The 23,628-nt window shown below is 71.0% G+C and carries 21 protein-coding genes; 12 read left to right on the forward strand and 9 right to left on the reverse strand.

Annotation, left to right across the window (positions count from 1 at the left end; genetic code table 11):
* Positions 1 to 129: 129 nt before the first annotated feature.
* Positions 130 to 1,233, reverse strand: coding sequence for a mechanosensitive ion channel family protein (locus tag ACFYO0_RS06435; RefSeq protein WP_388672744.1), 1,104 nt, complete (start codon positions 1,231 to 1,233; stop codon positions 130 to 132).
* 274 nt (positions 1,234 to 1,507) lie between these two features.
* On the opposite strand from ACFYO0_RS06435, the gene ACFYO0_RS06440 reads away from it, so the two are divergent.
* Positions 1,508 to 2,044 (forward strand): HNH endonuclease, encoded by a 537-nt coding sequence (locus ACFYO0_RS06440; protein ID WP_328771555.1) that lies wholly within the window; start codon positions 1,508 to 1,510, stop codon positions 2,042 to 2,044.
* 244 nt (positions 2,045 to 2,288) lie between these two features.
* Here the strand turns inward: ACFYO0_RS06440 and ACFYO0_RS06445 are convergent, their stop codons facing one another.
* The 3 genes from ACFYO0_RS06445 to ACFYO0_RS06455 are packed head-to-tail and all read right to left on the reverse strand — an operon-like array spanning position 2,289 to position 4,881.
* On the reverse strand, positions 2,289 to 3,632 hold the full coding sequence (locus ACFYO0_RS06445; RefSeq protein WP_388671558.1) for an FtsX-like permease family protein: 1,344 nt from the start codon (positions 3,630 to 3,632) through the stop codon (positions 2,289 to 2,291).
* A 20-nt stretch (positions 3,633 to 3,652) separates the two neighbouring features.
* Positions 3,653 to 4,351, reverse strand: a complete 699-nt coding sequence (locus ACFYO0_RS06450) for an ABC transporter ATP-binding protein (protein WP_388671561.1) — start codon at positions 4,349 to 4,351, stop codon at positions 3,653 to 3,655.
* A complete protein-coding gene (locus ACFYO0_RS06455) occupies positions 4,348 to 4,881 on the reverse strand; it encodes a PadR family transcriptional regulator (protein ID WP_388671564.1) in 534 nt (177 codons plus the stop codon). Before ACFYO0_RS06455 ends, ACFYO0_RS06450 begins: the two co-directional genes overlap by 4 nt.
* 213 nt (positions 4,882 to 5,094) lie before the next feature.
* Here ACFYO0_RS06455 and ACFYO0_RS06460 point away from each other — a divergent pair, with 213 nt between their 5' ends.
* The 3 genes from ACFYO0_RS06460 to ACFYO0_RS06470 all read left to right on the forward strand — a co-directional run bounded on the left by ACFYO0_RS06460 (position 5,095) and on the right by ACFYO0_RS06470 (position 8,161).
* On the forward strand, positions 5,095 to 5,379 hold the full coding sequence (locus ACFYO0_RS06460; protein ID WP_388671567.1) for a hypothetical protein: 285 nt from the start codon (positions 5,095 to 5,097) through the stop codon (positions 5,377 to 5,379).
* Positions 5,379 to 7,514 carry a 4-alpha-glucanotransferase gene (gene malQ, locus ACFYO0_RS06465; protein ID WP_388671570.1) on the forward strand — a complete coding sequence of 712 codons (2,136 nt, stop codon included), beginning with the start codon at positions 5,379 to 5,381 and terminating at the stop codon, positions 7,512 to 7,514. Before ACFYO0_RS06460 ends, malQ begins: the two co-directional genes overlap by 1 nt.
* Positions 7,515 to 7,864: 350 nt before the next feature.
* A complete protein-coding gene (locus tag ACFYO0_RS06470) occupies positions 7,865 to 8,161 on the forward strand; it encodes a hypothetical protein (RefSeq protein WP_388671573.1) in 297 nt (98 codons plus the stop codon).
* 198 nt (positions 8,162 to 8,359) lie between these two features.
* Here the strand turns inward: ACFYO0_RS06470 and ACFYO0_RS06475 are convergent, their stop codons facing one another.
* Entirely contained in the window at positions 8,360 to 8,878 is a 519-nt protein-coding gene (locus ACFYO0_RS06475) for a MarR family winged helix-turn-helix transcriptional regulator (protein WP_388671576.1), read from the reverse strand.
* Positions 8,879 to 9,038: 160 nt separating this feature from the next.
* On the opposite strand from ACFYO0_RS06475, the gene ACFYO0_RS06480 reads away from it, so the two are divergent.
* Positions 9,039 to 10,100 carry an EamA family transporter gene (locus ACFYO0_RS06480; RefSeq protein ID WP_388671579.1) on the forward strand — a complete coding sequence of 354 codons (1,062 nt, stop codon included), beginning with the start codon at positions 9,039 to 9,041 and terminating at the stop codon, positions 10,098 to 10,100.
* A 103-nt stretch (positions 10,101 to 10,203) separates the two neighbouring features.
* Positions 10,204 to 11,469 (forward strand): M14 family zinc carboxypeptidase, encoded by a 1,266-nt coding sequence (locus ACFYO0_RS06485; protein ID WP_388671582.1) that lies wholly within the window; start codon positions 10,204 to 10,206, stop codon positions 11,467 to 11,469.
* 45 nt (positions 11,470 to 11,514) lie between these two features.
* Here the strand turns inward: ACFYO0_RS06485 and pepN are convergent, their stop codons facing one another.
* Positions 11,515 to 14,112 carry an aminopeptidase N gene (pepN, locus tag ACFYO0_RS06490; protein WP_388671585.1) on the reverse strand — a complete coding sequence of 866 codons (2,598 nt, stop codon included), beginning with the start codon at positions 14,110 to 14,112 and terminating at the stop codon, positions 11,515 to 11,517.
* A gap of 317 nt (positions 14,113 to 14,429) precedes the next feature.
* Between pepN and ACFYO0_RS06495 the strand changes: the two genes are divergently transcribed.
* Positions 14,430 to 14,651: a helix-turn-helix domain-containing protein gene (locus ACFYO0_RS06495; protein WP_388671588.1), complete on the forward strand. Its 222-nt coding sequence runs from the start codon at positions 14,430 to 14,432 to the stop codon at positions 14,649 to 14,651.
* Between the two features lie 67 nt (positions 14,652 to 14,718).
* Here the strand turns inward: ACFYO0_RS06495 and ACFYO0_RS06500 are convergent, their stop codons facing one another.
* Positions 14,719 to 15,735 (reverse strand): aspartate-semialdehyde dehydrogenase, encoded by a 1,017-nt coding sequence (locus tag ACFYO0_RS06500; RefSeq protein ID WP_386353002.1) that lies wholly within the window; start codon positions 15,733 to 15,735, stop codon positions 14,719 to 14,721.
* A 193-nt stretch (positions 15,736 to 15,928) separates the two neighbouring features.
* Here ACFYO0_RS06500 and ACFYO0_RS06505 point away from each other — a divergent pair, with 193 nt between their 5' ends.
* Together ACFYO0_RS06505 and ACFYO0_RS06510 are read left to right on the forward strand one after the other, a co-directional pair.
* Positions 15,929 to 16,489 (forward strand): RNA polymerase sigma factor, encoded by a 561-nt coding sequence (locus tag ACFYO0_RS06505; RefSeq protein WP_388671591.1) that lies wholly within the window; start codon positions 15,929 to 15,931, stop codon positions 16,487 to 16,489.
* A gap of 1 nt (position 16,490) precedes the next feature.
* Positions 16,491 to 17,291, forward strand: a complete 801-nt coding sequence (locus ACFYO0_RS06510) for a hypothetical protein (RefSeq protein WP_388671593.1) — start codon at positions 16,491 to 16,493, stop codon at positions 17,289 to 17,291.
* A gap of 84 nt (positions 17,292 to 17,375) precedes the next feature.
* On the opposite strand, the gene ACFYO0_RS06515 is transcribed toward ACFYO0_RS06510, so the two are convergent.
* The gene (locus ACFYO0_RS06515; RefSeq protein WP_388671595.1) at positions 17,376 to 20,702 is read right to left on the reverse strand and encodes a S8 family serine peptidase; all 3,327 of its coding nucleotides are present in this window, start codon (positions 20,700 to 20,702) and stop codon (positions 17,376 to 17,378) included.
* Positions 20,703 to 20,969: 267 nt separating this feature from the next.
* A complete protein-coding gene (locus ACFYO0_RS06520) occupies positions 20,970 to 21,515 on the reverse strand; it encodes a CGNR zinc finger domain-containing protein (RefSeq protein ID WP_388671597.1) in 546 nt (181 codons plus the stop codon).
* A gap of 130 nt (positions 21,516 to 21,645) precedes the next feature.
* Here ACFYO0_RS06520 and ACFYO0_RS06525 point away from each other — a divergent pair, with 130 nt between their 5' ends.
* From ACFYO0_RS06525 to ACFYO0_RS06535, 3 genes are read left to right on the forward strand one after another with little or no spacing between them, the layout of a single operon-like run.
* A complete protein-coding gene (locus ACFYO0_RS06525) occupies positions 21,646 to 22,101 on the forward strand; it encodes a VOC family protein (RefSeq protein WP_388671600.1) in 456 nt (151 codons plus the stop codon).
* 14 nt (positions 22,102 to 22,115) lie between these two features.
* Positions 22,116 to 23,018, forward strand: a complete 903-nt coding sequence (locus ACFYO0_RS06530) for a pyridoxamine 5'-phosphate oxidase family protein (RefSeq protein WP_388671602.1) — start codon at positions 22,116 to 22,118, stop codon at positions 23,016 to 23,018.
* A gap of 9 nt (positions 23,019 to 23,027) precedes the next feature.
* Positions 23,028 to 23,495, forward strand: coding sequence for an NUDIX hydrolase (locus tag ACFYO0_RS06535; RefSeq protein ID WP_388671605.1), 468 nt, complete (start codon positions 23,028 to 23,030; stop codon positions 23,493 to 23,495).
* Positions 23,496 to 23,628 lie beyond the last annotated feature (133 nt).

The raw sequence follows: 23,628 nt of genomic DNA on the forward strand, positions 1-23,628 counted from the left end.
GCGACCTGGAATTCCGTGAGCGTTCACTCGAACGAGCGTGCCGGACCGTTTACCGCGGCCACCACGCACACAACGAAGCGGCGCCCAGAACCCTCAGGGCGCCGCCATCCTCGTACAAGTGCGGCCGCGCTACTTCGCGACGTTCGGCGCAGCGGAAGCCGCCGGTGCGGGCGTGAGCGGCGTGGCCGCCTGGGCCTGTGGCGACGACGTGTTCGAGTACGCCGACGGAGGGGCCATGCCCGCCGTCGGGTCGCCAGTGGCCTCACCCTCCGGCTGGAGTGGGAGGCCGCCCACGATCTGGATGTCGGCCGCGTCGAAGGCCTTCTTGATGCGCCAGCGCAGCTCGCGCTCCACGGACAGGGCCTTTCCGGGCATCGTCTTCGCCGAGACTCGGACCACCATCGAATCGAGCAGGACGCTGTCCAGGCCCAGCACCTCGACGGGGCCCCAGAGGCGCTCGTTCCAGGGCTCGTCCTTGCTCATCTCCTCGCCGACGGCCAGTAGCGTGCGGCGGACCTTGTCCAGGTCCTCGTCGGGGCGGACCGTGACGTCGACGCCGGCCGTGGCCCAGCCCTGGGAGAGGTTGCCGATGCGTTTGACCTCGCCGTTGCGGACGTACCAGATCGCGCCGTTGTCGCCGCGGAGCTTCGTCACGCGCAGGCCCACCTCGATGACCTCGCCGGAGGCGACGCCCGCGTCGACCGTGTCGCCCACGCCGTACTGGTCCTCCAGGATCATGAAGACGCCGGAGAGGAAGTCGGTCACCAGGTTCCGCGCGCCGAAACCGATCGCGACGCCCGCCACACCCGCCGAGGCCAGCAGCGGGGCCAGGTTGATCTCGAACGTGCCGAGGATCATCAGCCCGGCCGTGCCCATGATCAGGAAGGACGCCACCGAGCGCAGCACCGAACCGATCGCCTGGGAACGCTGACGGCGGCGCTCGACGTTGACGAGGAGACCGCCCAGCGCCGTGCCGTCGACGGCCTGGGCGGTGCGGTTCATGCGGTCTATCAGCTTGGTGATGGCCCGCCGGATCACCACTCTCAGGACGCCCGCGATCACGAGGATCAGCAGGACACGAAGCCCGATGCTGAGCCACGTCGACCAGTTCTGCTCCACCCAGCTCGCGGCGTTGGTCGCGCTTTCCTGGGCGTCCTGAAGCGAGGGAGCCGACGGTTCGTCTGTGGGATCGGCGGCCGACAGGACGGACAAGAACACGGCAGGTACCTCCAGGCGTAGCGGTCCGCCCGCGGCATGGGGGTCACAAGACGGTCACCGGACGGGCAGACTCAACACACTATCGGGGCACCATGTGTGGATCGTCGCAATGTCCGAGGGGGAGACTGTGCTCACCTGGGAATGAACACGGGGAAGTAAAAACGGTGTGGTCGAAAACACTCCCAGCCCGTTACCGGGACATGGTGGCGCTTCCACCAGGCATGAGGGGAGACTGACTACAGATCGTCCCGGCGCGAGCCACGCGCCGCCGGCGTACAAGGAGGCATCCGTGCCGCATGTCCTGGTCCTCAACGCGTCGTACGAGCCGCTCGGCGTCGTACCGCTCCGCCGCGCGCTCGTCCTCGTTCTCGAGAACAAGGCTGTCTGCCTCGAGGAATCCGGCGCCTTTATGCATAGTGCAACCGTTACTGTCCCCGCACCCAGCGTGGTCCGGCTGAAGAGGTTCGTACGGGTCCCTTACCGGGGGCCCGTTCCGCTGACCCGTCGCGCGTTGTTCGCCCGCGACGGGGGCCGGTGCATGTACTGCGGTGGCGTCGCAACCAGCGTCGACCACGTCATCCCGCGCTCCCGCGGGGGTCAGCACGTCTGGGACAACGTGGTGGCATCCTGCCGCCGCTGCAACCACGTGAAGGCCGACCGTCATCTCTTCGAGATCGGCTGGCGGCTGCGCCACAAACCCGCCCCGCCCTCGGGCCTGGCCTGGCGCATCATCGGAACCGGGCATAGGGACCCGCGCTGGCTGCCGTACTTGCAGCCGTACGGCGCGGATGACGCGATGGCCCGGATCGACGGCATTTCTGCCTGACGCTCCGGGCCTTCGTCTTGCCCCGGTGCGTAAGCGCTCCGCTGGGGAAGGCCGGTGCGTCGACTGCGGGTCCGCCGTGGCTGGTCGGCGCCCGCGCGGCGGAGCCGCATATTGATACAGCCCGCCCCCAAGGGGCGCGGCCACCCGCTCGGCCGCACGGATCACGCGGCGTTACGGCTCTCCGGGAGGTCCCTCGTGCCTCCCGGAGAGCCGAGCCATGCCGATCCGTACGGGTCACGCGGCGCTACGCGTAGCGGAGCTCGCCGGGCTGGGCCACGCGTCGCAGCAGCGGCAGTGCCGTGGCCGCGGCGAGCAGGCAGGACACGTACACCGCCAGCGGGAACAGCAGCGGCAGCAGCAGCGGGAGGGAGACTCCTGCCGCAATCCCGTACGCGAGATACACCGCCGTACCGCCGAGACCCGCGAGCAGCATCGCCGGGGCCAGCGGCAGCGCCGTCTCCAGGAGCAGCGCCCGGCCGAGCACCGCTCGCGGCACTCCGGCGGCGGCCTGCGCGGCGAGACCCCGGCGCCGGGTGGCCAGCGACTCGGCGGCGCCGACGGCGAGACCGCTCAGGGTGATGGCCAGCGCGACCAGGACGGCGGCGCCCGCGAGGTTGATGCCGGTGTTGTAGAAGGCCAAGTCCTCGGGGGAGTGGTTGGAACCCGGTCCGTTCAGGTCGTCCAGCAGCATCTGCCGTATGCCCAGGAAGCCCACGCCCACGATGGTGACCAGGAGTACGGCGGCGTGGGTGCGCGCGGCGGCCCAGGGGTCGGTGCGCAGCCGCTCGGCCGCGATCAGTACCGCCGGGTTCTCGGTCCGCGCGGCGAGCCACCGGCCGGTGATCTTCGCCGTGGCGCCGGCGACGGCGACCGAGCCCACCGCGGTCAGCGTCACCGCGCCGAACACCGCCAGCGGGAACGCGGCCTCGCTCAACCGCTGACCCCCCTTCAGGACCAGTGCGGCCGCCGCGCTCACCAGTAGCGCGGGCGCCCCCAGCGTGAGCAGGGCGCTTCCGCCGCGCTCCGGCCGCACACGGCGCACCCACCCCAGCGGCGAGGCCACCACCCGGCGCAGCGCCAGAACGCTCACCAGCGCGGCGACGACCGGCACGGCCAGCGTCACCAGGGCGAAGCCGGCCCAGAGCCACGGCGGAGGCCGCTCCCACAGGAGCAGCAGAACGGGCACGGAGACCGCCGCGGCGAGAGCCGAGCCCAGCAGGCAGGCGAGGCCCGCCTCCAGGGCCGCGATACGCCGCACCTGCGGGGCCGTCGCCCCGACCAGGCGCAGCGAGGCCAGCCGCCGGTCCCGGTGCACGGCGCCGATCCGCGCGCACTGCGCGAGGAACCCGAGCACCGGCACCAGCAGGAGCAGCAGCGCGACGACCACCCCGGGACGGATCCCCGGCTCATCCAGCAGGCCGTTGAGATACGGGAAGCGCACTTCCCCGCGCACCGCGCCGATCCCGAGTGCCGCGAGCCCGAAGCCGGTGGCGAGCGCGGCCCCCACCGCCGTCAGCAGCACGCGCCACCACTCGCGCCGGTCGGAACCCCGCGTCAGCTGCCAGGCGAGCCGGAGGTCCTCCGTCACCGAGGCCTTCACCGGCGCCCTCACTGGGCCGCCTCCAGGTCCACCGAGTCCTCAAGGACGACGCCGTCCTTCAGCCGCACCTCACGGTCCGCGTACGCCGCGACCTGGTGGTCGTGCGTGATGAGGAGCACCGTCGTGCCCGCCTCCCGGACGGTGTGCACCATCGCCGTCATCACCTGCTCACTCGCCAGGGAGTCGAGCGCGCCGGTCGGCTCGTCGGCGAAGACGACCTTCGGACCGGTCACCAACGCCCGTGCCATCGACACCCGTTGGGCCTGGCCGCCGCTCATCTCGCCCGGCCGCAGCTCCTCCTGGCCGCGCACGCCGAAGCGTTCCATCCATTCGCCCGCCCGCTGGTGCGCCTCGGCCCGCCGCACTCCCGCGAGCAGCAGAGGCAGCGCCACGTTGTCGATCGCGGTCAACTCCGGGATGAGCTGCCCGAACTGGAACACCACCCCGAACTCCGTGCGCCGCAGCTCGGTGAGCCGCTTGTCCGGCAGCTGGTCCAGGCGCTGCCCTGCGTAGACCACCGAGCCCTCGTCGGGGCGGACGATCCCGGCCAGGCAGTGCAGAAGCGTGGACTTTCCGCTGCCGCTGGCCCCGGTGACGGCGAGGATCTCGCCCGCGTGCAGTTCGATCGTGGCGCCACGCAGCGCCTGCGTTCTGCCGTGCGCCTTGGCGAGGGCACGGGCCGCCAGGAGCGGCACTTCGTTGCTCATGCTGCGTCGACCTCCACGGTCAGAGTGGTGAGCCGGGCGGCGGTGGTGTTCATCCAACGCAGGTCGGCGTCGAGATGGGACAGGGCGTAGTCGGCCGAGAGGACCGTCGCGAGATCGGCGCCCTGGTCGGTCTTGACCGCCGTGAGCTGCCGCATCCGCTCCATGTGCGCGGCGCGCTGGGCGCGCAGATAGTCGTCCGGGTCCGTGGAGGCGAGGATCGCGCAGACGACCTTGGCGAAGATCTCGTTCGTCACGAAGGGTGCGGGCGGCGTGATCTCGCCCGTCCACTTGGCCAGCTCACGCTCCCCTTCGCCGGTCGACCGGTACCGCGTCCGCTCCGGGCCGCCGGCGGAATCGGTGCCGTCGACCTCGGCGAGACCGTCGCGCACCAGGCGTTGCAGGGTCGTGTAGACCTGCCCGTAGGCCAGCGGACGGGCTTGCGGGAAACGTTCGTCGTGCCGTCGCTTGAGGTCGTAGCCATGGCTCGGCCCACCGGCGAGCAGCCCCAGCAGGATGTGGCGGGTGCTCATGGGGACCAGTATGTACCCCGTATATGTACCGAGTGAATAGTGGGCAGGAAATCCGCCCGAAGCGCGGCCCGACAAAAAGATCCTCGGTAGTAACCCAGGATCCGGGAGAGAATGTGAACACCAACACGTTGCCCACTCGTTTACGTCTGTGTCCGCGCCCGCTGGGTATGGGGCCCCTGACCCCGCACCATCGACTTCTCCAAGGAGGCACTCGTGGCCGCATCGGCACCGCTTCTGCTCTCGGCCCTTTCCAAACGCTCGGAAGACCGCCTGGAGGACCCCTCCAAACGCCTGGCGGGCCTGCCCGCCGACCCCGACCTGCACCTTTGCGTATTCAGCGCCGAGGGCTCATGCGCCGAGGCTCCGCTGACCAGTGAGCCGCCGCTGCCCGATGCCGCACCCCTCACCAGCGAACCGCCCCTCGCCGACGCCGCCCCCCTGACGAGCGAGCCCACCTCCACGGGCGCCGCCGCCGGCCTGGACTTCCCGGGGGTCTGATGCCGCTGTCCCGGCTCGCCGCGCTGCACGGCGTCGCCACCTCCTACAGCCCGTCTTCGGACCGTACGGTGCCCGCCTCGGAGGCCGCGGTGATCGCCGCGCTCGGCGCGCTGGGCGTCGACGCCCGGACTCCGGAGGCCGTCGAGAGGTCGCTCGCGGCCCGTGAGACGGAGCTGCGGGAGCGGCTGCTGCCGCCGACCGTGGTGTGCTGGAGCGGAGCCGCCGCCGCGGGCGGCGACCGGGAACCCGCGGCGGACGACCCCGCGCCGACCGCCCGGGCCGGGCGCCCGAGCGGTCCGCTGCCCGACGCTCTCACCGCACTGCCCGCGGGCACCCGCCTGCGGATCCGCACCGAGCAGGGCGAGACTCGCTCGTCCGCCGAGAAACTCCCGTACGGCGTACACGAGTTGACGGCCACCGCCCCCGACGGCCGCACCGCCCGCGCCCACCTGGTGGTCGCCCCGTCCCGGTTGCCGGCGCCTCCGGGACGGACGTACGGACTGCTCGTCCAGCTCTACTCCCTCCTCTCCCGGCGCTCCTGGGGCATGGGTGACCTCGGGGACCTGGCCGAGCTGACGGCCTGGGCTGGGCGGGCGCTCGGCGCCGGATTCGTGCAGGTCAACCCACTGCACGTGGCCGTGCCCGGCGAGCCCACCGACCCCTCCCCGTACCGGCCCTCCTCACGCCGCTTCCCCGACCCGGTGCATCTGCGGGTCGAGGACATCCCGGAATTCGCGTACGTCGAGGACCGCGACCGCGTTCGTACGCTGCTGGAGCGGGCCGACCGGCTGCGCGAATCCGTGCTCCACAAAGGCGCGTTGATCGACCGCGACGCCGTATGGGAACTCAAGCGCGAAGCCCTGGAGCTCGTACACGACGTGCCGCTCGGGCCCGGACGGCGCGCCGCCTACTGTGACTTCCTCGCCGAGGAGGGCGAGGCCCTGGAGGACCACGCCACCTGGTTCGCGCTCGCGGAGAGATACGGCTCCGACTGGCACTCCTGGCCGGCCGGCCTGCGCGACCCCCGCTCGCCCGAAACCGCCCGCGCCCGCGGCGAGTTGATGGACCGTGTCGACTTCCACAGCCGTCTCGTCTGGCTCACCGACAGCCAGCTCGCCACCGCGCAGCGCAGCGCGCGCGATGCGGGCATGCCCGTCGGACTGGTGCACGATCTCGCCGTCGGCGTGCATCCCGGCGGCGCCGACGCCTGGGCGCAACAGGAGTACTTCGCGGCGGGCATGACCGTCGGCGCGCCCCCCGACGCCTTCAACGCCCGCGGCCAGGACTGGAGCCTGCCCCCTTGGCGCCCCGACCGCCTTGCCGACTCCGGCTACGCCCCCTACCGCCGTCTCCTGCGCGCCCTGTTCAGGTACGCGGGCGCGCTGCGCATCGACCACGTCATGGGCCTGTTCCGGCTCTGGTGGATCCCGCAGGGCGAGGCGCCGACGGAAGGGACGTACGTCCGTTACGACGCCGAAGCCATGCTCGCGATCCTCGTGCTGGAGGCCTGGCGCGCCGGAGCGCTCGTGATCGGCGAGGACCTCGGCACCGTCGAACCGGGCGTCCGCGACACGCTGCACGAGCGCGGCGTGCTCGGCACGTCCGTACTGTGGTTCGAGCGGGACTGGGAGGGCGACGGCCAGCCCCTGCCGCCCGAACGCTGGCGCGCCGACTGCCTCGCCACCGCCACCACCCACGACCTGCCGCCCACCGCGGCCCGCCTCACCGGTGACCACGTCGAACTCCGCGACCGCCTGGGCCTGTTGACCCGCCCCCTGGAGGAGGAGCGCGCCGAGGCCTCCGCGGATGCGGGGGAGTGGCTGACCCTGCTGGCCCGCCTGGGCCTCCTCGACGGCCTGGGCGGCGGAGCCGCGGTCTCGGAGGAGGCAGAGATCCAGGCCGTCCACCGCTTCCTGCTCCGCACCCCCGCCCGCATGATCGGCATCTGGCTCCCCGACACAGTCGGCGACCGCCGCCCGCAGAACGTCCCCGGCACCTGGAACCAGTACCCGAACTGGCGCCTGCCGATCGCCGACGCGGAGGGCCGCCCGGTGACGCTGGAGGAACTGGCGGCTTCGCCCAGGCTGCATGCGTTGCTGGATGTGGTGCGGGGGCGCGCTCCGGGTGCTGCGTGACGCTGGGGTTCGGGGCGCGCCCCATAGGGGCGCGGGGCTGTATCCATTTGAGGCTCCGCCGCGATGGGGTCCGCCCGCTCATGAGGGTCCCCCCCGCTCGAGCGGAGCCGAGAGTGTGGGAGCGACCAGCCACGACGCACCCGCAGCCGCGACACGCCGTGTCACCCCCCACCCCCCGGCGGGGGCCTGGGGGCGCGGCCCCCGGTTTCGGGAAGGGGCGGGCCTGGGGAAAGAAAACCCCCGCCCACCCACAGGCGCCCCACCCGGCGGAGACACCGGGGTCTGGGCGCAGCCCAGGTAAACGGCACCCCGGGCGAGCGCACGAGGGAGCCGTTGGCTACCGTGGGCCCGTGGACAAGAAGAACGCTCTGCGAGCCGGCACCCTGGCCGCCGGCACGACGCTGATGATGCTGCTCACGTCGTCCCCCGCCCTCGCGCTGATCCCCGACGACGGTGACGACCCCGGCCAGGGCCTGAGCGTCATCGAGACGCTCGGCCTGTACGTCGTGGCGCCGATCGCGCTGTTCGCGGTCATCGCCGGCCTGGTGATGGTCCTGGACAGGTCGACGGACCGGCAGCCGAAGCCGAAGCCCGGGGGCAAGGCGCAGGGCAGGATGCAGGGCGAGGAGCAGGTGCAGGCCTCCTGACCTCGGTCCTCTCCGAGTTTTCTGTTGAGGGCGCCGTCCTGGCACACGTACGCGGGTTTCGCGGTACGTGTGCCAGGACGGCGCCCTCGACGTGTTCTCACCGGCGACCGGCGTACGAAGCTGTTGGTCCGCCCCGACGGATACGCGGCCTGGGCGGCGGAGTCGGGGGACGCGGAGTGCTGATCGAGGAGGCGCCGGCTACGGCTGTGGGGTGACCGTGCCCGCGAGCAACTGACGCAACAGGTCGGCCAGTTGGCCGGCCTGTTCGTCGTCGAGCGCCGACAGCGCCTCCGTCTGGAGGGCGAGCCCGGCCTCGACCGCCTCGTCGATCACCGCCAACCCCTTGTTCGTGAGCGTGACCTGGAGGGCTCGGCGGTCGTGGGGGTCGGGAGACCGGCGGAGGAGACCGGCCCGCTCCAGCTTGTCGAGCCGCCCGGTCATCCCGCCGGTGGTCAGCATCAGCGTCTCCGAGAGCCGACGGGGCGAGAGGGTGTACGGGGCACCGGACCGTCGGAGCGTGGCGAGTACGTCGAACTCGCCGCGCGAGACCCCGAACCGGGCGTACGCCTTCTCCATCCGGTCGCCCATGGTCCGCGAGAGCCGGAACACGCGGCCGAACACCTCCATCGCGGCGGTGTCCAGATCGGGCCGTACGACGGCCCACTGGTCGATGATCGCGTCGACGGCATCCCGGGGGGGCTTGGGCGTGCTGCTCATGGGGCGAGTATCCGTGGTGGGTCGGTCACTCGCAAGAAAGTAGCTCGACGGAAAGTAGCTTGACGGGAAGTAGCTTAGAGCTAAGCTACTTAGGGGCAAGCTACTCAGCCGGCCCTGCCGCCCCGCCAACCATGCTGCCCGCCGCCCCTTGGAGCCGGTCATGAACCGCCCCACCGCCCGCCCCACCACGCTTGCCGCCCCCCTCACCATCGCTCTCACCGCCCTGGCTCCCATCTCCTGGGGCACCACCTACGCCGTCACCACGGAGTTCCTGCCGGCCGACCGCCCCCTGTTCACCGGCCTGGTGCGGGCCCTGCCCGCCGGGCTTGTCCTGCTCGTCGTCGCCCGCAAGCTGCCCAGCGGCGTGTGGTGGTGGAAGGCGGCGGCCCTTGGCGCGCTGAACATCGGCGCCTTCTTCCCGCTGCTCTTCCTCTCCGCGTACCGCCTGCCCGGCGGCCTGGCGGCGGTCGTCGGCTCCGTCGGCCCGCTGTTCGTCGCGGGCCTCGCGGCGCTGCTGCTCGGCGAGCGCCCGACCGTCCGTACGCTCCTCACCGGCATCGCGGCGGCCCTCGGCGTCAGCCTCGTCGTGCTCAAGGCGACGGGTGCACTGGACGTCATCGGGGTCGCGGCGGCGCTCGCGGCGACCGCGTCGATGTCCGCCGGGACGGTGCTCACCAAGAGGTGGGGGCGGCCGGAGGGCGTGGGCCCGTTGGCGCTCACCGGCTGGCAGTTGACCGCGGGCGGCCTCCTGATCGCTCCGCCGGCGTTGCTCGTCGAAGGGGCGCCGCCCGCGCTCGACGGCCGGGCGATCGGCGGCTACCTCTATCTCGCGCTGGCCAACACGGCGGTGGCGTACTGGCTCTGGTTCCGCGGCATCGGCCGCCTCGCCGCCACCCAGGTCACCTTCCTCGGCCCGCTCTCCCCGCTGACCGCGGCCGTCGTCGGCTGGGTCGCGCTCGGTCAGTCGCTCGGCCCCGTACAGCTGGCGGGCATGGCGCTGGCGTTCGCGGCGACGGTCGTGGGGCAGCTCGGGCCGCGTACGAAGCTTCGCGAGCGGGCCGGAGTTTTCCCGGCCGTGGCGGCGCGCGGGAGGACGGTGCGGCCTGCCTCGGCGCGGACGCCCGGACGGCAGGATCGGCCTGCCTCGGTGCCGACACGAACCCCGGCACTTCCGCCGCAGCCGCCCCAAAGCCCCCTGCGCTCCCCAGGACCGCGCCCTTGACTCCCTGACGCGGCACCTTGAGCCTTGACGAGGCGGTGGTCCACCGGACCCCATCGGCCGTCATGAACGCTCGACATCCGTGCGGAAGTGAGGAGTTGGGGTCGTGATCCTCACTGTCGACGAGCTGACGCGCGCGGCGCGGGCGATGGTGGTGGCCCGTCCCGGGGTGGTGCGCCTGCGGAGCGCCGGGGAGTCGCGGGCCGGACGGCCGCTCTGGGTGCTGTCGTTCGGGCGGGGTGAGCGGCAGGTTCTCACCGTGGCCGGAGCGCATGCCAATGAGCCCGTCGGCGGGGTGTCCGCGCTGGCCATGGCCGAGGAGTTCGTACGCGACCCGGCTGTCCTCGAAGAATGGGGCTGCACCTGGCACTTCCTGCTGTGCCTGGATCCCGACGGCGCCGCCCTCGCCGAGCGCCGGTTCGCCGAGCGGCCCACGCTGGAGGAGTACTACCGGGGCTTCTACCGGCCCGCCTTCGCCGGACAGCCGGAGTTCCCGCCCGTCAAAGCCGATCCGCGTCCGCCCCTGCCGGAGTCCCGAGCGCTCACCCGGCTCCTCGACGAGCTGCGGCCCGTCGTGCAGTTCTCGCTGCACGGCGTCGAAGCAGGCGGATCGTTCCTGCAACTCACCCGTCCTCTGCCCGGCGCGCCGGACGCCTTCCGCGCTGTGGCGGCGGAGCTCCAAATCCCCCTGGAGTACCGGCCGTTCGACGGCATGGGCTGGTTCGTCGACAGTCCCGGCGTGCTCGTCCGGCCCGACGGCAGTCCGGCCGACGAACGCGACCCGTCCGGCTACACGTCCCGTTCCACCTGGACGTACGCGATGCGGCACGGCACCGTGTCGGCCGTCGTCGAGGCACCCCTGTGGAGCGTGGCGGCCGTGAGCGACCCGAGCCGCGTCGCCGACCCCGGACGGGAGATCGACCGTGCCTCGGAGATCCTGCTCAGCCGTTCCAAGCAACTGGAGGAAGTACTCGGCCCGTTGGCCGACCGGCCGCCCCGGGACCCCGCCCGGCTGCCGTTCTACACAGCCGCCCGCGAGCTCATGGACATCGGCCCCGGCGTGGTCGACACCTGGACCACGCACGACGCCCGGGGCCTCGGCGACGCCGAACTCGCCACCACCGTCGGCAACTCCGTCTCCCTCGGCATCGCGGCCCGCCGTATCCCGCTGCGCGCGGCGGCGATGATGAGGGGCGCCTTCGGCGAGGCGGCGACGGGTACGGCCGCCATCGAGGCCCTCGATGCCCTGGTGAGCGACTGGAGCCGCGAGCTGGACGCCACCTTCGACGCCCGCTGGGTACCGGTCCACCGCCAGACCGCGCTGCACACCCGCACCATGCTCCGGCTGGCCCAGCGGCTCCTGGACGGGTAAAAGGGGGCGCCCGGTGGGACACCGGGCGCCCCCTTTCCGTACGGACTACTCCTGTGCGGAGGCCGCGTCCGCGGCCTGTGCCTTCAGCGCGCGCTCCACGCCCGAGCGGGACTCCGAGACCAGCCGGCGCAGCGCCGCGTTGGGCTCGGCGGAGGCGAGCCACGCGTCCGTCTTGTCCAGGGTGTCCTGGGAGACCTGTACGGACGGGTAGAGGCCGACCGCGATCTGCTGGGCCATCTCGTGCGAACGGGACTCCCAGACGTCCTTGACCGCCGCGAAGAACTTCTCCGTGTACGGGGCGAGCAGGTCGCGCTGGTCGGTCTGGACGAAGCCGCTGATCACCGCTTCCTGTACGGCGTTCGGCAGCTTGTCGGACTCGACGACCGAGGCCCAGGCCTCCGCCTTCGCCGCCTCGGTCGGACGGGCGGCCCGTGCGGTCGCCGCGTGGCGTTCACCGGCGGCCGTCTTGTCCCGCTCGTACTCGGCGGTGATCTCCGCCTCGTCGAACCGGCCCGTCGCGGCGAGCCGATGCACGAACGTCCAGCGCAGCTCGGTGTCCACGGCCAGCCCCTCGATGGTCTCGCTGCCGCTGAGCAGCCCCTCCAGGAGGCCCAGCTGTTCCGGGGTACGGGCCGTCGCCGCGAAGGCGCGCGCCCAGGCCAGCTGGTGGTCGCTGCCGGGCTCGGCCGCGTGCAGGTGCTCCAGCGCGGCCACGGTCCAGCGGGTCAGGCCGGTCTCGCGCCAGGCCGGGTCCGCGTACAGGTCGAGGGCCAGCTTCACCTGGCGGTGCAGCGACTGCACGACGCCGATGTCGGACTCCTTGCCGATGCCGGACAGCACGAGCGAGAGGTAGTCGCGGGCGGCGAGTTCCGCGTCGCGTGTCATGTCCCAGGCCGAGGCCCAGCACAGGGCGCGGGGGAGGGACGCCTCGAAGTCGCCCAGGTGCTCCGTGACGAAGGCCAGCGACTGCTCGTCGAGGCGGACCTTCGCGTACGAGAGGTCGTCGTCGTTGAGGAGTACGACATCGGGGCGGCGCTTGCCCACCAGCTCGGGTACGGCGGTCAGTTCGCCGTCGACGTCCAGCTCGATGCGGCCGCCCTCGGGGTCGCGCAGCAGCTTGCCGCCGGCGCCTTCTGAACCGTCCAGGTCGTAGAGGCCGATCGCGATGCGGTGCGGGCGCAGCGTCGCCTCACCCTTGGCGCCGGCGGGCAGGGCCGGGGCCTCCTGGCGGATGGCGAAGGAGGTGATGACGCCGTTCGCGTCGGTCTCGATCTCGGGACGGAGGATGTTGATGCCGGCGGTCTGGAGCCATTTCTCCGACCAGTTCTTCAGGTCACGCCCGCTGGTCTCCTCCAGCGCGCCGAGAAGGTCGGACAGCCGCGTGTTCCCATACGCGTGCGTCTTGAAGTACGCCTGCACGCCCCGGAAGAACTCGTCCATGCCGACGTACGCGACGAGCTGCTTCAGTACGCTCGCGCCCTTCGCGTACGTGATGCCGTCGAAGTTGACGAGGACGTCGTCCAGGTCGCGGATCTCGGCCATGATCGGGTGCGTGGACGGGAGCTGGTCCTGGCGGTACGCCCAGGTCTTCATCTGGTTCGCGAAGGTGGTCCACGAGTGCGGCCACCGGCTGTTGGGGGCGTACGCCTGGCAGGCGGCCTCGGCGTAGGTGGCGAACGACTCGTTCAACCACAGGTCGTTCCACCACTCCATGGTCACGAGGTCGCCGAACCACATGTGCGCCAGCTCGTGCAGGATCGTCGAGGCGCGCATCTCGTACGCCGCGTCCGTCACCTTGGACCGGAAGACGTACTGGTCGCGGAGGGTGACCGCGCCCGCGTTCTCCATCGCGCCCGCGTTGAACTCCGGCACGAAGAGCTGGTCGTACTTCTTGAACGGGTACGCGTAGTCGAACTTCTCCTGGAACCACTCGAAGCCCTGCCGCGTGACCTCGAAGATCGCGTCCGAGTCCAGGTACTCGGCGAGGGAGGGGCGGCAGTAGATACCGAGCGGGACGGTCTGCCCGTCCTTCTCGTACACGCTGTGGACGCTGTGGTACGGGCCGACGACGAGCGCGGTGATGTACGTGGAGATCCTCGGCGTCGGCTCGAAGACCCAGGTGTCGTCCTTGGGCTCGGGCGTCGGCGAGTTGGAGATGACGGTCCAGCCGGTGGGGGCCTTCACGGTGAACTGGAAGGTGGCCTTCAGGTCGGGCTGCTCGAAGGACGCGAACACGCGGCGGGCGTCCGGGACCTCGAACTGGGTGTAGAGGTAGGCCTGTTCGTCGACGGGGTCGACGAACCGGTGCAGCCCCTCACCGGTGTTGGTGTACGCGCAGTCGGCGACGATCCGCAGGATGTTGCGACCGGCCAGCAGCCCCGGCAGGGCGATCCTGGAGTCCTTGAACACCTCGTCGGGATCAAGTGAGTCCCCGTTGAGGGTGACCTCGTGGACGGTCGGAGCCACCAGATCGATGAAGGACTCCGTACCGGTCTCGGCGACGTCGAAGCGCACCGTCGTCACGGACCGGAAGGTGCCTCCCTCCTGCGCGCCGGAGAGGTCGAGATCGATCTCGTACGAGTCAACGGTGAGCAGCTTCGCCCGCTGCTGCGCCTCTTCACGGGTCAGGTTTGTGCCAGGCACGCGGTCATCTCCTCGGTGCGGTCCTCGTATGTGACGGTTCGGCCATCCTTCCATGCCGTGGGCCATCACTCGATGGAGCGGCGGGACGCGGAAGGCACCGCGAACCGCGTCACGGAAGCGCTGGATCACCTGGCTCTCGAGGGGCCGACGCTCGGTCGGCCGACGGTGGACCGAATCCACGGCAGTGTGCTGCACAACGTCAAGGAACTGCGCCCGGGGTCCAGCGGCGGCTCCGAGATCAGAAGGCGTTCGAGCACCATCCGGAGCCGGATTCCGCCCAGGCCCGGCTTGACCGGGCCAGGATGCGAGCCGAGAACGTGGCTCGCATTCGTGGACACGAATTGGTCGCACAGCGGCGGGATACGGGGCTGACCCAGCAGGAGGTCGCAACCGCCCTCGGCGTCAGTCAGGCACGCGTGTCCCAGATCGAGAACGGCAAGGCGGACGGCCTGGACACCCTCCGTGCCTACGCCGCCGCACTCGGTGGCGAAGTGGCTGTGGTCATCCGCCGGGGCGATGTCTCTGTGCAGGTGGCATGACCCCGAGGAATGAGGAAAGGGGGCGGTCACCGTACGGTGACCGCCCCCGGCGGCGTACCGGCAGGCGTCAGCCCTTCAGCTCCGCCGCCACCAGTTCCGCGATCTGGATCGCGTTCAGGGCCGCGCCCTTGCGGAGGTTGTCGTTGGAGATGAAGAGGGCCAGGCCGTTTTCCACCGTCTCGTCCGCGCGGATGCGGCCTACGAAGGACGGGTCCTGGCCCGCGGCCTGGAGGGGGGTCGGGATGTCCGACAGAGCGACGCCGGGAGCGCCCGCCAGGAGTTCCGTCGCGCGCTCCACCGGCAGCGGACGCGCGAAGCGGGCGTTCACCTGGAGAGAGTGGCCGGAGAAGACGGGCACTCGTACGCAGGTGCCGGAGACCTTGAGGCCGGGGATCTCCAGGATCTTGCGGGACTCGTTGCGGAGCTTCTGCTCCTCGTCCGTCTCGTTCAGGCCGTCGTCGACGATCGAGCCCGCGAGGGGGAGGACGTTGAAGGCGATGGGGCGCTTGTAGACCTGCGGCTCGGGGAAGTCCACCGCCGAACCGTCGTGCGTCAGCTTGTCCGCGTCGGCGATCACCTTCTGGGCCTGGCCGTGCAGCTCGGCCACGCCCGCGAGGCCCGAGCCGGACACCGCCTGGTATGTCGCGACGACCAGCGCCTCCAGCCCCGCCGCCTCGTGCAACGGCTTCAGCACCGGCATCGCGGCCATCGTCGTGCAGTTCGGGTTGGCGATGATCCCCTTGGGGCGGTTCACGATCGCGTGCGGGTTCACCTCGGACACCACCAGGGGTACGTCCGGGTCCTTGCGCCAGGCTGAGGAGTTGTCGATCACGACCGGGCCCTGCGAGGCGACCTTCTCGGCCAGCGCCCGCGACGTCGCGCCGCCCGCCGAGAAGAGCACGATGTCCAGGCCGGAGTAGTCCGCCGTCGAAGCGTCTTCCACCGTCACACCGTCGATGACCGACCCGGCCGAGCGGGCCGAGGCGAACAGGCGCAGCGTCTCCACCGGGAAGTCCCGTTCCACGAGGATCCTGCGCATGACCGTGCCGACCTGACCGGTGGCTCCGACGATTCCTACCTTCACGGCGACTCTCTCCCTTTACCTGTGCATCACTGGGCGGCAGCGTTCCATCATGCGTCCCACCCCGGCCTGCCTGTCCAATCCTTTGTGCTCCTGCCCGAGGAGTGGGACGGTGTGCGCCCGCACGAAGTGACGTACGTCTCGGTCGAACGTTTTGGCCCGCACCGGCGTCGTAGAGGCAGTGGCGAGGGGAGGGGTGGCTGTGCTGCGCAGAAAAAGCCGCCGCGGCCAGGGGAGCGATGGCCTGGTGAGCGACACTCCGGCGGACGATCCGCTGGACGTGGCCCAGGAGCGCAGGGTGCGAGCGGTGCTCGCGCTCGGCGGCGTGCCGCAGGCGGACCTGCCGGACGGGGTGCAGCAGGTCCGGCTGCGGCTCCTGGAGCGGGCAGCGAGCGGGGCGGAGGCACCGCGCGACGTGTCCGCGTGGGTGGCGGTCGTGGCGTCGAACCTGGCGATGGACTGGCACCGGGCCAGGCGCCGGCAGGAGCGGATCGGGGAACGTCTCGCCGCGCTGCGCCAACTGGAGCCCGTGGACGCCTCGGGCGATGACACGAAGGTGCTCTCGCTCGCCGTGGCCCAGGGCCTGGACGAGCTGCCGGACGCCCAGCGGCAGATCCTCGTCCTGCGCTTCTACGCCGATCTGCCGGTCCGCGGCATCGCCGAGGAGCTCGGCATCCCGGAGGGCACGGTCAAGAGCAGGCTGCACACGGCGGTCCGCGCGCTGCGCGCCCGCCTGCACGAGGACGAGGTGGTGTGACGTGGCTGAGTACGAGGGCGAGGACGATGCGCGAACCGCCGCGCTGCTGGCCGCGATCACCGACGAATCGCTGCCCCAGGAGGCCCTGGACGACCCGGAGTTCATGACGGAGCACCGTGCGGCGCTGGCGGACGTGGCGGCGCTGCGGGAGCAGTTGCTGTTCATGGGGGAGGCGCTGGCCGCGGAGAGTGAGCGGTCCCAGGTGGCCCCTGTGTCACCGAGACCGGCCAAGGCCGAAGCGAAGCCGCCCAGGCCCGCCGCGCGATCGTGGCAGCCCCGGCGCTACGCCGGCCTCGCTCTGGGCGCCCTCGTGGTCGCCATGGGCACCACGCTGCTCGGCGGGCTCGTATGGCTCGCCGTCCAAACCGGTGGCGGGGCCGACGCCGGCGCGAGCTCCGCCGACTCCGCCACCCGGGCCGAGAGCGGCAACGACGAGGACACGGCCGCCAGGTATTCACCCGAGACGCACATCGCCTGCTCGAAGGTCCTCGTCGAAGGGACCGTGCAGAGCGTCACGCCCGCGGCCGACGGGAACGTACGGGTCGTACTGAAGGTGGAGCGCTACTACCGGCCGGAGCAGTCCGTGACGGACCACCCGACGATCACCGTCACGCTGCTGGCCAGTGCGAAGCAGGACCTGAAGGTCGGTACGTACACCCTGGTCAGGGTGCCGCTGAACCCGCAGGACCGGCAGGACTGGGAGACCGGCTGGGGTGTCGGCGACGCCCGCAAGGACATCCTGGACGCGCTCCCCGGGGCAAACGGGCTCAAGTGCCCGGCCCCGCAGCAGAACGGGGACTGACGGCGACAAGCCGACGGCGGCAAAAGGGGCGGGCGCCCGGTGTGTACACCGGACGCCCGCCCACAGCCGTACCGAACCGGAGAACTACGGCGTGACCTTCTCGATCAGCACGCTGCCCGTACCCGCGGCCGTACCGCGCGCGTTCACGAGCTGCACCTGGCCGAAGAACTCGCGGCCCTCGGGCGCCGCGGCAGCCGCGACGATCGAGCCGGAGAACGTCGCCGAGTCGCCCGTGCCGAGCGACACCTGCGTGTCGTCGGCCTCGATCGTGCCGAGCGCGGCCGAGAAGAACACGTCACGGTAGTCGTACTCCGTGGTGCCGCCCGGGACCGCGTAGCCCTGGATCTCCACGGTGTACGTACCGGCGGCGGGCTTGGCGATCGTCACCGACTCCTCCGAGTCGGCGTCGGCCGCGATGCCCACCTGGTTGCCGGCGGCGTCGTACACGTACAGGTCGAGGTCGGCGTTCGCGACCGACGGGTTGCCGATGGTCACGTTCAGCGAATCGGCGCCCGCGGGCACCTCGACCGTGCTGGTCTGGGCGGCGCCCTCGGCGATGGTCGGCCGCTCGTTCTTGGCGGAGCCGAGCGGGCCGCCCGCGAGCTTGCCCTCGACTGGCTCCAGCGTGTTCGTCACCTTCCAGGAGACGTCGGTCGGGGTGCCGACCTTGGCCTCGGGGATGGTCACGAGCTCCGGGTCGAAGGTCGCGCCCAGGACGGCGACGTCCAGCTTGTACGGGTTGTCGAGCAGCGGCGACGTACGGCGCGACTCGACCTCGATCTCCCAGACGCCCGGCTGCGGATCGGTGTACGAGCGCAGGTCGGGGCGGCAGGGCTTGCTGTCCGGGCTGGTGAAGTTGTGGTAGCAGTCGAGCGAGGACGACGATTCCATCTGAACGCCGTACGGGTGGATGGAGAGGAACCGGGTCTGGCTCTTGTCCTTCAGCCCGCTCATCCGGACCTCGAGGGTCTTCGCGCCCTCGGGGACGGTCACGAAGTACGAGTCGTTGCTGTTGCGCTGCACCGAGCCCGACGCGGAGTAGGAGTACTTCAGCGGGGCCGAGACCACGACCGTCGACATGACCTGGTGGTCGATGCCCTCGGTGCGCGGGTCGTCGACCTCGAGGATCGCGCTCTTGACGCCGGCCGAGGACGGCTTCGCGGAGACCTTCACCGTGACCGGCTTGTTCAGCGGCAGCGACACCTCGTCGGAGCTCTCGATGCGGAACGTCTTGCCGCTGTTGTTCTCCAGGTGCAGCTCGTGCCGCAGCGCGCGGTCAGGGCCGGACGTACGGGTGATCGTGATGTCGTACGTCTTCTTCTGGCCGGCCTTGAGCCCGCCCTCACGGTCGTAGAGGCCGGTGCCGAAGCCCGGGGTCTCGAGCGCCTCGTCGATGGCGGTGTCGACGGGGGCCTTGACCGTGTACTCGTGCGCCGTGGCGCCCTTCCGGATGGACTTCCACGCGTCGACGATGTTGATCCGGCCCACGCCCTCGGCGTACGCCTGGACACCCTTGATGTGGTCGGCGGTCGACGTCAGCGCGGTGCGCAGCTTCGCGGGCGTCAGGTCGACGCCCTTCTGCTTCGCGGCGGACAGCAGCAGCGCGGACGCGCCTGTGGCCTGCGGGGAGGACATCGAGGTGCCGTTGAGCATCTGGTAGCCGGGCGGCAGCGTGTAGCCAGCCTCGGGGGCTATGACGCCGGGCAGCCAGGTCTGCGCGGTGTTGACCGCGGCGCCGGGCGCGACCAGGGTCGGGGTGAAGCCGCCGTCCTCACGCGGGCCGCGCGAGGAGAAGGGGAACATGGCGTACTTCTTCTCCACGGCCGAGCCGTAGTTGGACGCCCAGGTCTCCTTGGAGATGGCCGCACCGACCGAGATGACCTTGTCGGCGAGGCCGGGGTCGCCGATGGTGTTGGCGCCGGGGCCGGAGTTGCCCGCGGAGATCACCAGCTGGACGCCGTACTCGTCGATGAGACGCGTGTAGAGCTCGGCGCGCGCGTTGTTGCCGTCGTTCAGGGCGGGCAGGCCGCCGATCGACATGTTGACGATGTCGACGCCGCGGTTCGTCACGAGGTCGATCATGCCCTCGGTGAGCGCGACGTTGGTGCAGCCGGGCCCGAACTCGCAGGCACGGGACGAGACGATCTTCGCACCCGGGGCGGCGCCGTTCATCTTGCCGCCGAACAGGCCCTTCGCCGCGGTGATACCGGCGACGTGCGTGCCGTGCTCGCTCGATATGAGGCCGATGTTGACGAAGTCGGCCTTCTTGCCGACCCAGTCACCGCCCAGCGGGTCGGTCGGCACGTCCTTGCGGATCTCGACGACGAACGGCTGCCGCTCGGCGACGGCGGTCGACGGGTCGTCGGTGCCGAAGTAACCGATCTGATAGCCGTCCTTGTACGGCTTCATCGCGGTGTCGTCGGTGAAGTCGTTGTTGCCGTTCACGTCGACGGTGACCGTGCCGGCCGCGTCGTACAGGACGCCCCAGGTGTCGGTCTTGTCGCCGTCGCGGTTCACGTCACCGGCGGCGTCACCGCCCGCCGTGACGGACTCCCGGAACAGGTTGATCTTGTACGAGCCCGAGGGCGCCGTCCACGTCTGCCCGTTGAAGGTGAAGGTGGGCCCGGAGACGGAGTTCGCCATCAGGCGCCAGCTGCCGTCGCCGTCGATGATCGGGTCGGTCGAGGTCACCCAGTCGACGATCTTCCGCTCACCGGTGGTCGTCTTCTGCAGCGCCGGGTGGGCGAGGTCCACTCCGGAGTCGAGGACGCCGATGGTGATGCCGCGGCCGTCCGCCTTCGGGTTCTTCTTCACGAAGTCGACGGCGCCCGTCTCGAAGGACGGGTTGTACGGGTTCTCCGCCGGGGTGTTCTTGTCCGGGGCCGGGTAACTCTTCGCCGCGGCCTCTGCCTTGGCGCCCTTGGCGCCGTCGGCGCCCGGGGTCGGGTCCTCTCGGACGATCTCGTGGCGCAGGTCGATGCCGTGCACGGAGGAGAGCTTCACGGCGGCGTCGACGGCGGCCTCGGCCCTGGCCGTGGGCACGGTGGCGCGGACGTAGCCGAGCTTGTCGTAGGTACGGCCCACGGAGCCGCCCTTGACCGCGTCCAGCTGGTCGGCGACCTTCTCGGTCTCACCGGGCGCGGTGGCGATCATCATCGTGACGTTCTTCGCACCGTCGGCCTGGGCCTCGGCGAGCAGGTCGGCATCGGCAGAACCGAGCTTGTCGTCGGCGGACTTGAGAGCCGGGTCGGTTGCCGCACGGGCGGCCGGGTCGTCCGCGGAGAAGGCCATGGGTATCGGCCCTGCCGCGGAGAGTGCGGCCACCAGGCCCGCGGCCACGGCAATTCTGGCCACGTGTCTCGCGCCTCTGATCGGAGCACGCTGAGGCTCGGGAGTGGGGGTCATCAGCATCCCTGTTAGGTAAAGGACGAGCATGAGTCCGGTATGTGAACCCGGATGACCGCTCAGCTTTACGCAAGAGATGCCTGTTTGGGGAGAGTTGACAGGTACGCGAGGGGAAGCTGGCGTAATCCCGCCATGCGCCATGGAGTTGATAGGGCGTCATAGGCGGACGTAACCCAGATGCGGTGGGGGCGCCCCTTTTAAGGGTGCGGGCTGTATCAATGTGGCCCAGCCGCGGACGGCCCGCGGCTGCCGCACCGCTCTTCCCGCGGAGCGCTACGCGGAGCGCGTCGTTCGGGCGTAATGGCGAGACGCCTTGGCCCGGTTGCCGCAAACCGCCATCGAACACCAGCGTCGCGTCCCGTTCCGCGAGGTGTCGAAGAAGTGCAGGATGCACGCCTCGTGCGCGCAGGCACGGACGCGATCGGGAGCCGTGCTCAGCAACTCCAGGTAGTCGCGCGCCGCGAGCCACGCGGGCCCCCAGGACTCGTCCCCGAATTCCGCACGCTCGCCCGGTCCTTCGGCGGTGAGGGTCGCCCGGATCCGGCCGTGCGCGAGGACGGCGTCGACCGGCGCGGCGCTGTCCGCGTCCAGCGGACCGTCGACGACCGCCCGCAGGGCGTCCCGGGCCCCCAGTACATGGCGCAGCGTCGACTCGTCGGCGGCGAAGCGGTCGAGCCCGTTCGCGGCCAGCCACACGCCCAGCCCGTCGGTGTCCACGAGCAGGTCCTGCACGGCGCCCTCGTGCATCCAGCGTGTGTTGAGCAGGTCGAGGGAGAGCGGCTCGCCGGTGAGCGGACGCGGATCGAGGGCGGCGGACATCTCGGGGCTCCCTTCCCTGACTAACCGGCAAAGAGTACTTGACCGGTTGCTTCGCGCACATCTAACCGTTAATCTCCATTACACAGGTTAGTCCGCAAGAGGCGGGCAGCCGTCGACGAAGGGGTGTGCCATGTCGGCAACCAGCACGCTGCGCACCGGCCACATAGGCCTCAATGTCACGGACCTCGACCGCTCGCTCGTCTTCTACCGGGATGTCCTCGGCTTCGGAGTACTTGCCGAGGGCAAGGAGGAGGGCCGCCGTTTCGTGCTCTTCGGCGAGGACGGCCGCCCGACGCTGACGCTGTGGGAGCAGGCCCACGACGGGTACGACGCGGGACGCGCCGGTCTCCACCACCTCGCCGTCGAGGCCGACACGGTCGAGCAGGTCCGGGAGTACGAGACGGCGCTGCGCGCGTACGGTGTCGACTTCGCGTACGACGGTGTCGTCGCCCACGGCGAGGGCGCGGCCTCGGGCGGCATCTTCTTCCACGACCCGGACGGCATCCGCCTGGAGATCTACGCGCCGAGCGGCGCCGAGGAGGCTCCGGCGCCTTCCGGGGCCGTTCCGACCTGCGGTTTCTTCTAAGAGGGGTGGATCCCGTGGCTGCGTACGAGCAGGCCGTGTACGACCCTTACCACTCCGGCTCGCGCGCCGTGCAGGACCGTGTCGGTGTGCGCGAGTCCGCCGATCACGTCGGCCGGTCCGTCGGCCAGGGCATCAGGCCGGTGGCCGCCGCCTTCCTGGAGCTCCAGCCGATGCTGGTGGTCGGCGCGGCGGACGGGGCGGGCCGCGTCTGGGCCTCGCTGCTCACCGGAGCCCCCGGGTTCGTCAGGGCCACTGGCCCCCGGCGGATGTCGGTCGCGGGCGGTCTCCACGAGGGCGACCGCCTCGCGGACACGCTCGCGGCCGGCGCCCCGGTCGGCACCATCGCGCTCGACCCGCGCACCCGTCGCCGTATGCGCCTCAACGGACGGGCGCGCCCCACGCCGCGCGGATTCGCGGTCGAGGCCGACCAGGTGTTCTCCAACTGCCCCAAGTACCTGCAGAAGAGGGAGCGTTATGAGGAGGTGGAGCGCCCGGTCTCGGCTGCCGTTCGGAGGAGTGTGCAACTCACTGACGAACAGCAGGCGTTCATCGAAGCAGCCGACACCTTCTTCCTCGCCACCGTCCATGGCCGGGGTGCCGACGCCAGCCATCGCGGCGGCAACCCCGGCTTCGTACGGGCGGATTCGCCGCGCGAACTGAGCTGGCCGGACTACTCCGGCAACTCGATGTTCCTCACGTTCGGCAACCTCACGGCCGACCCGCGCGCGGGACTGCTCTTCCTCGACTGGACCACCGGCACCACGCTCCAGCTCACCGGCACGGCACGCATCGAGTTCGCCCCGGACGGTGAGCGCACGGTCCGCTTCACCGTCACCGAAGCCGTCGAGACGCCCGGAGCGAGCCCGCTGCGCTGGTCGGCGCCCGAGTACTCACCGGCCAACCCGCCGCTGCCGTAACGTCAGTGCATGCACAAGGAGTTGAGGGTGGCGGCCTACGCCGTATGCGTGCGGGACGGGAGGATGCTGCTCGCGCGCTGGGTGGCGAGGGACGGGAGCAAGCGGTGGACGCTGCCCGGCGGCGGGATGGATCACGGGGAGGATCCGTACGACACCGTGATCCGGGAGGTCGAGGAGGAGACCGGGTACGCGGTCGAGCCGGTCGCGCTGCTCGGAGTCGACTCCATCCGGCGCGAGTATCCGCGCAGGCTCGGAACGACGGCCGACTTCCAGGGCCTGCGGATCGTCTACGAGGCCCGCGTCACCGGCGGCGAACTCCGCCACGAGACCGGCGGCTCCACCGACATGGCGGCCTGGCATCTATTCGGCGAAGTCCCCGATCTGGAGCGGGTCGGTCTCGTCGACGTGGGGCTCACGCTCTGGCGGGAGCGGCCGGCGACCGGGCGTGCAGCCGGACTGCCGGTCTCCGAGAAATAGCTTCTCTACCCAGGAAAGTGAACATGGAGTGACCGCCTCCCCTCCGTTCGACGAGGGGTCTATGGACGCGGAGAGTGACCAAGATCCACGTACGGTGATCGGCGTTGCCCGTTGCCGCTCAGTTAACGCGCAG

The sequence above is a fragment of the Streptomyces sp. NPDC006365 genome (genome assembly GCF_042870755.1).
Taxonomy (GTDB): Bacteria; Actinomycetota; Actinomycetes; order Streptomycetales; family Streptomycetaceae; genus Streptomyces; species Streptomyces xiangluensis.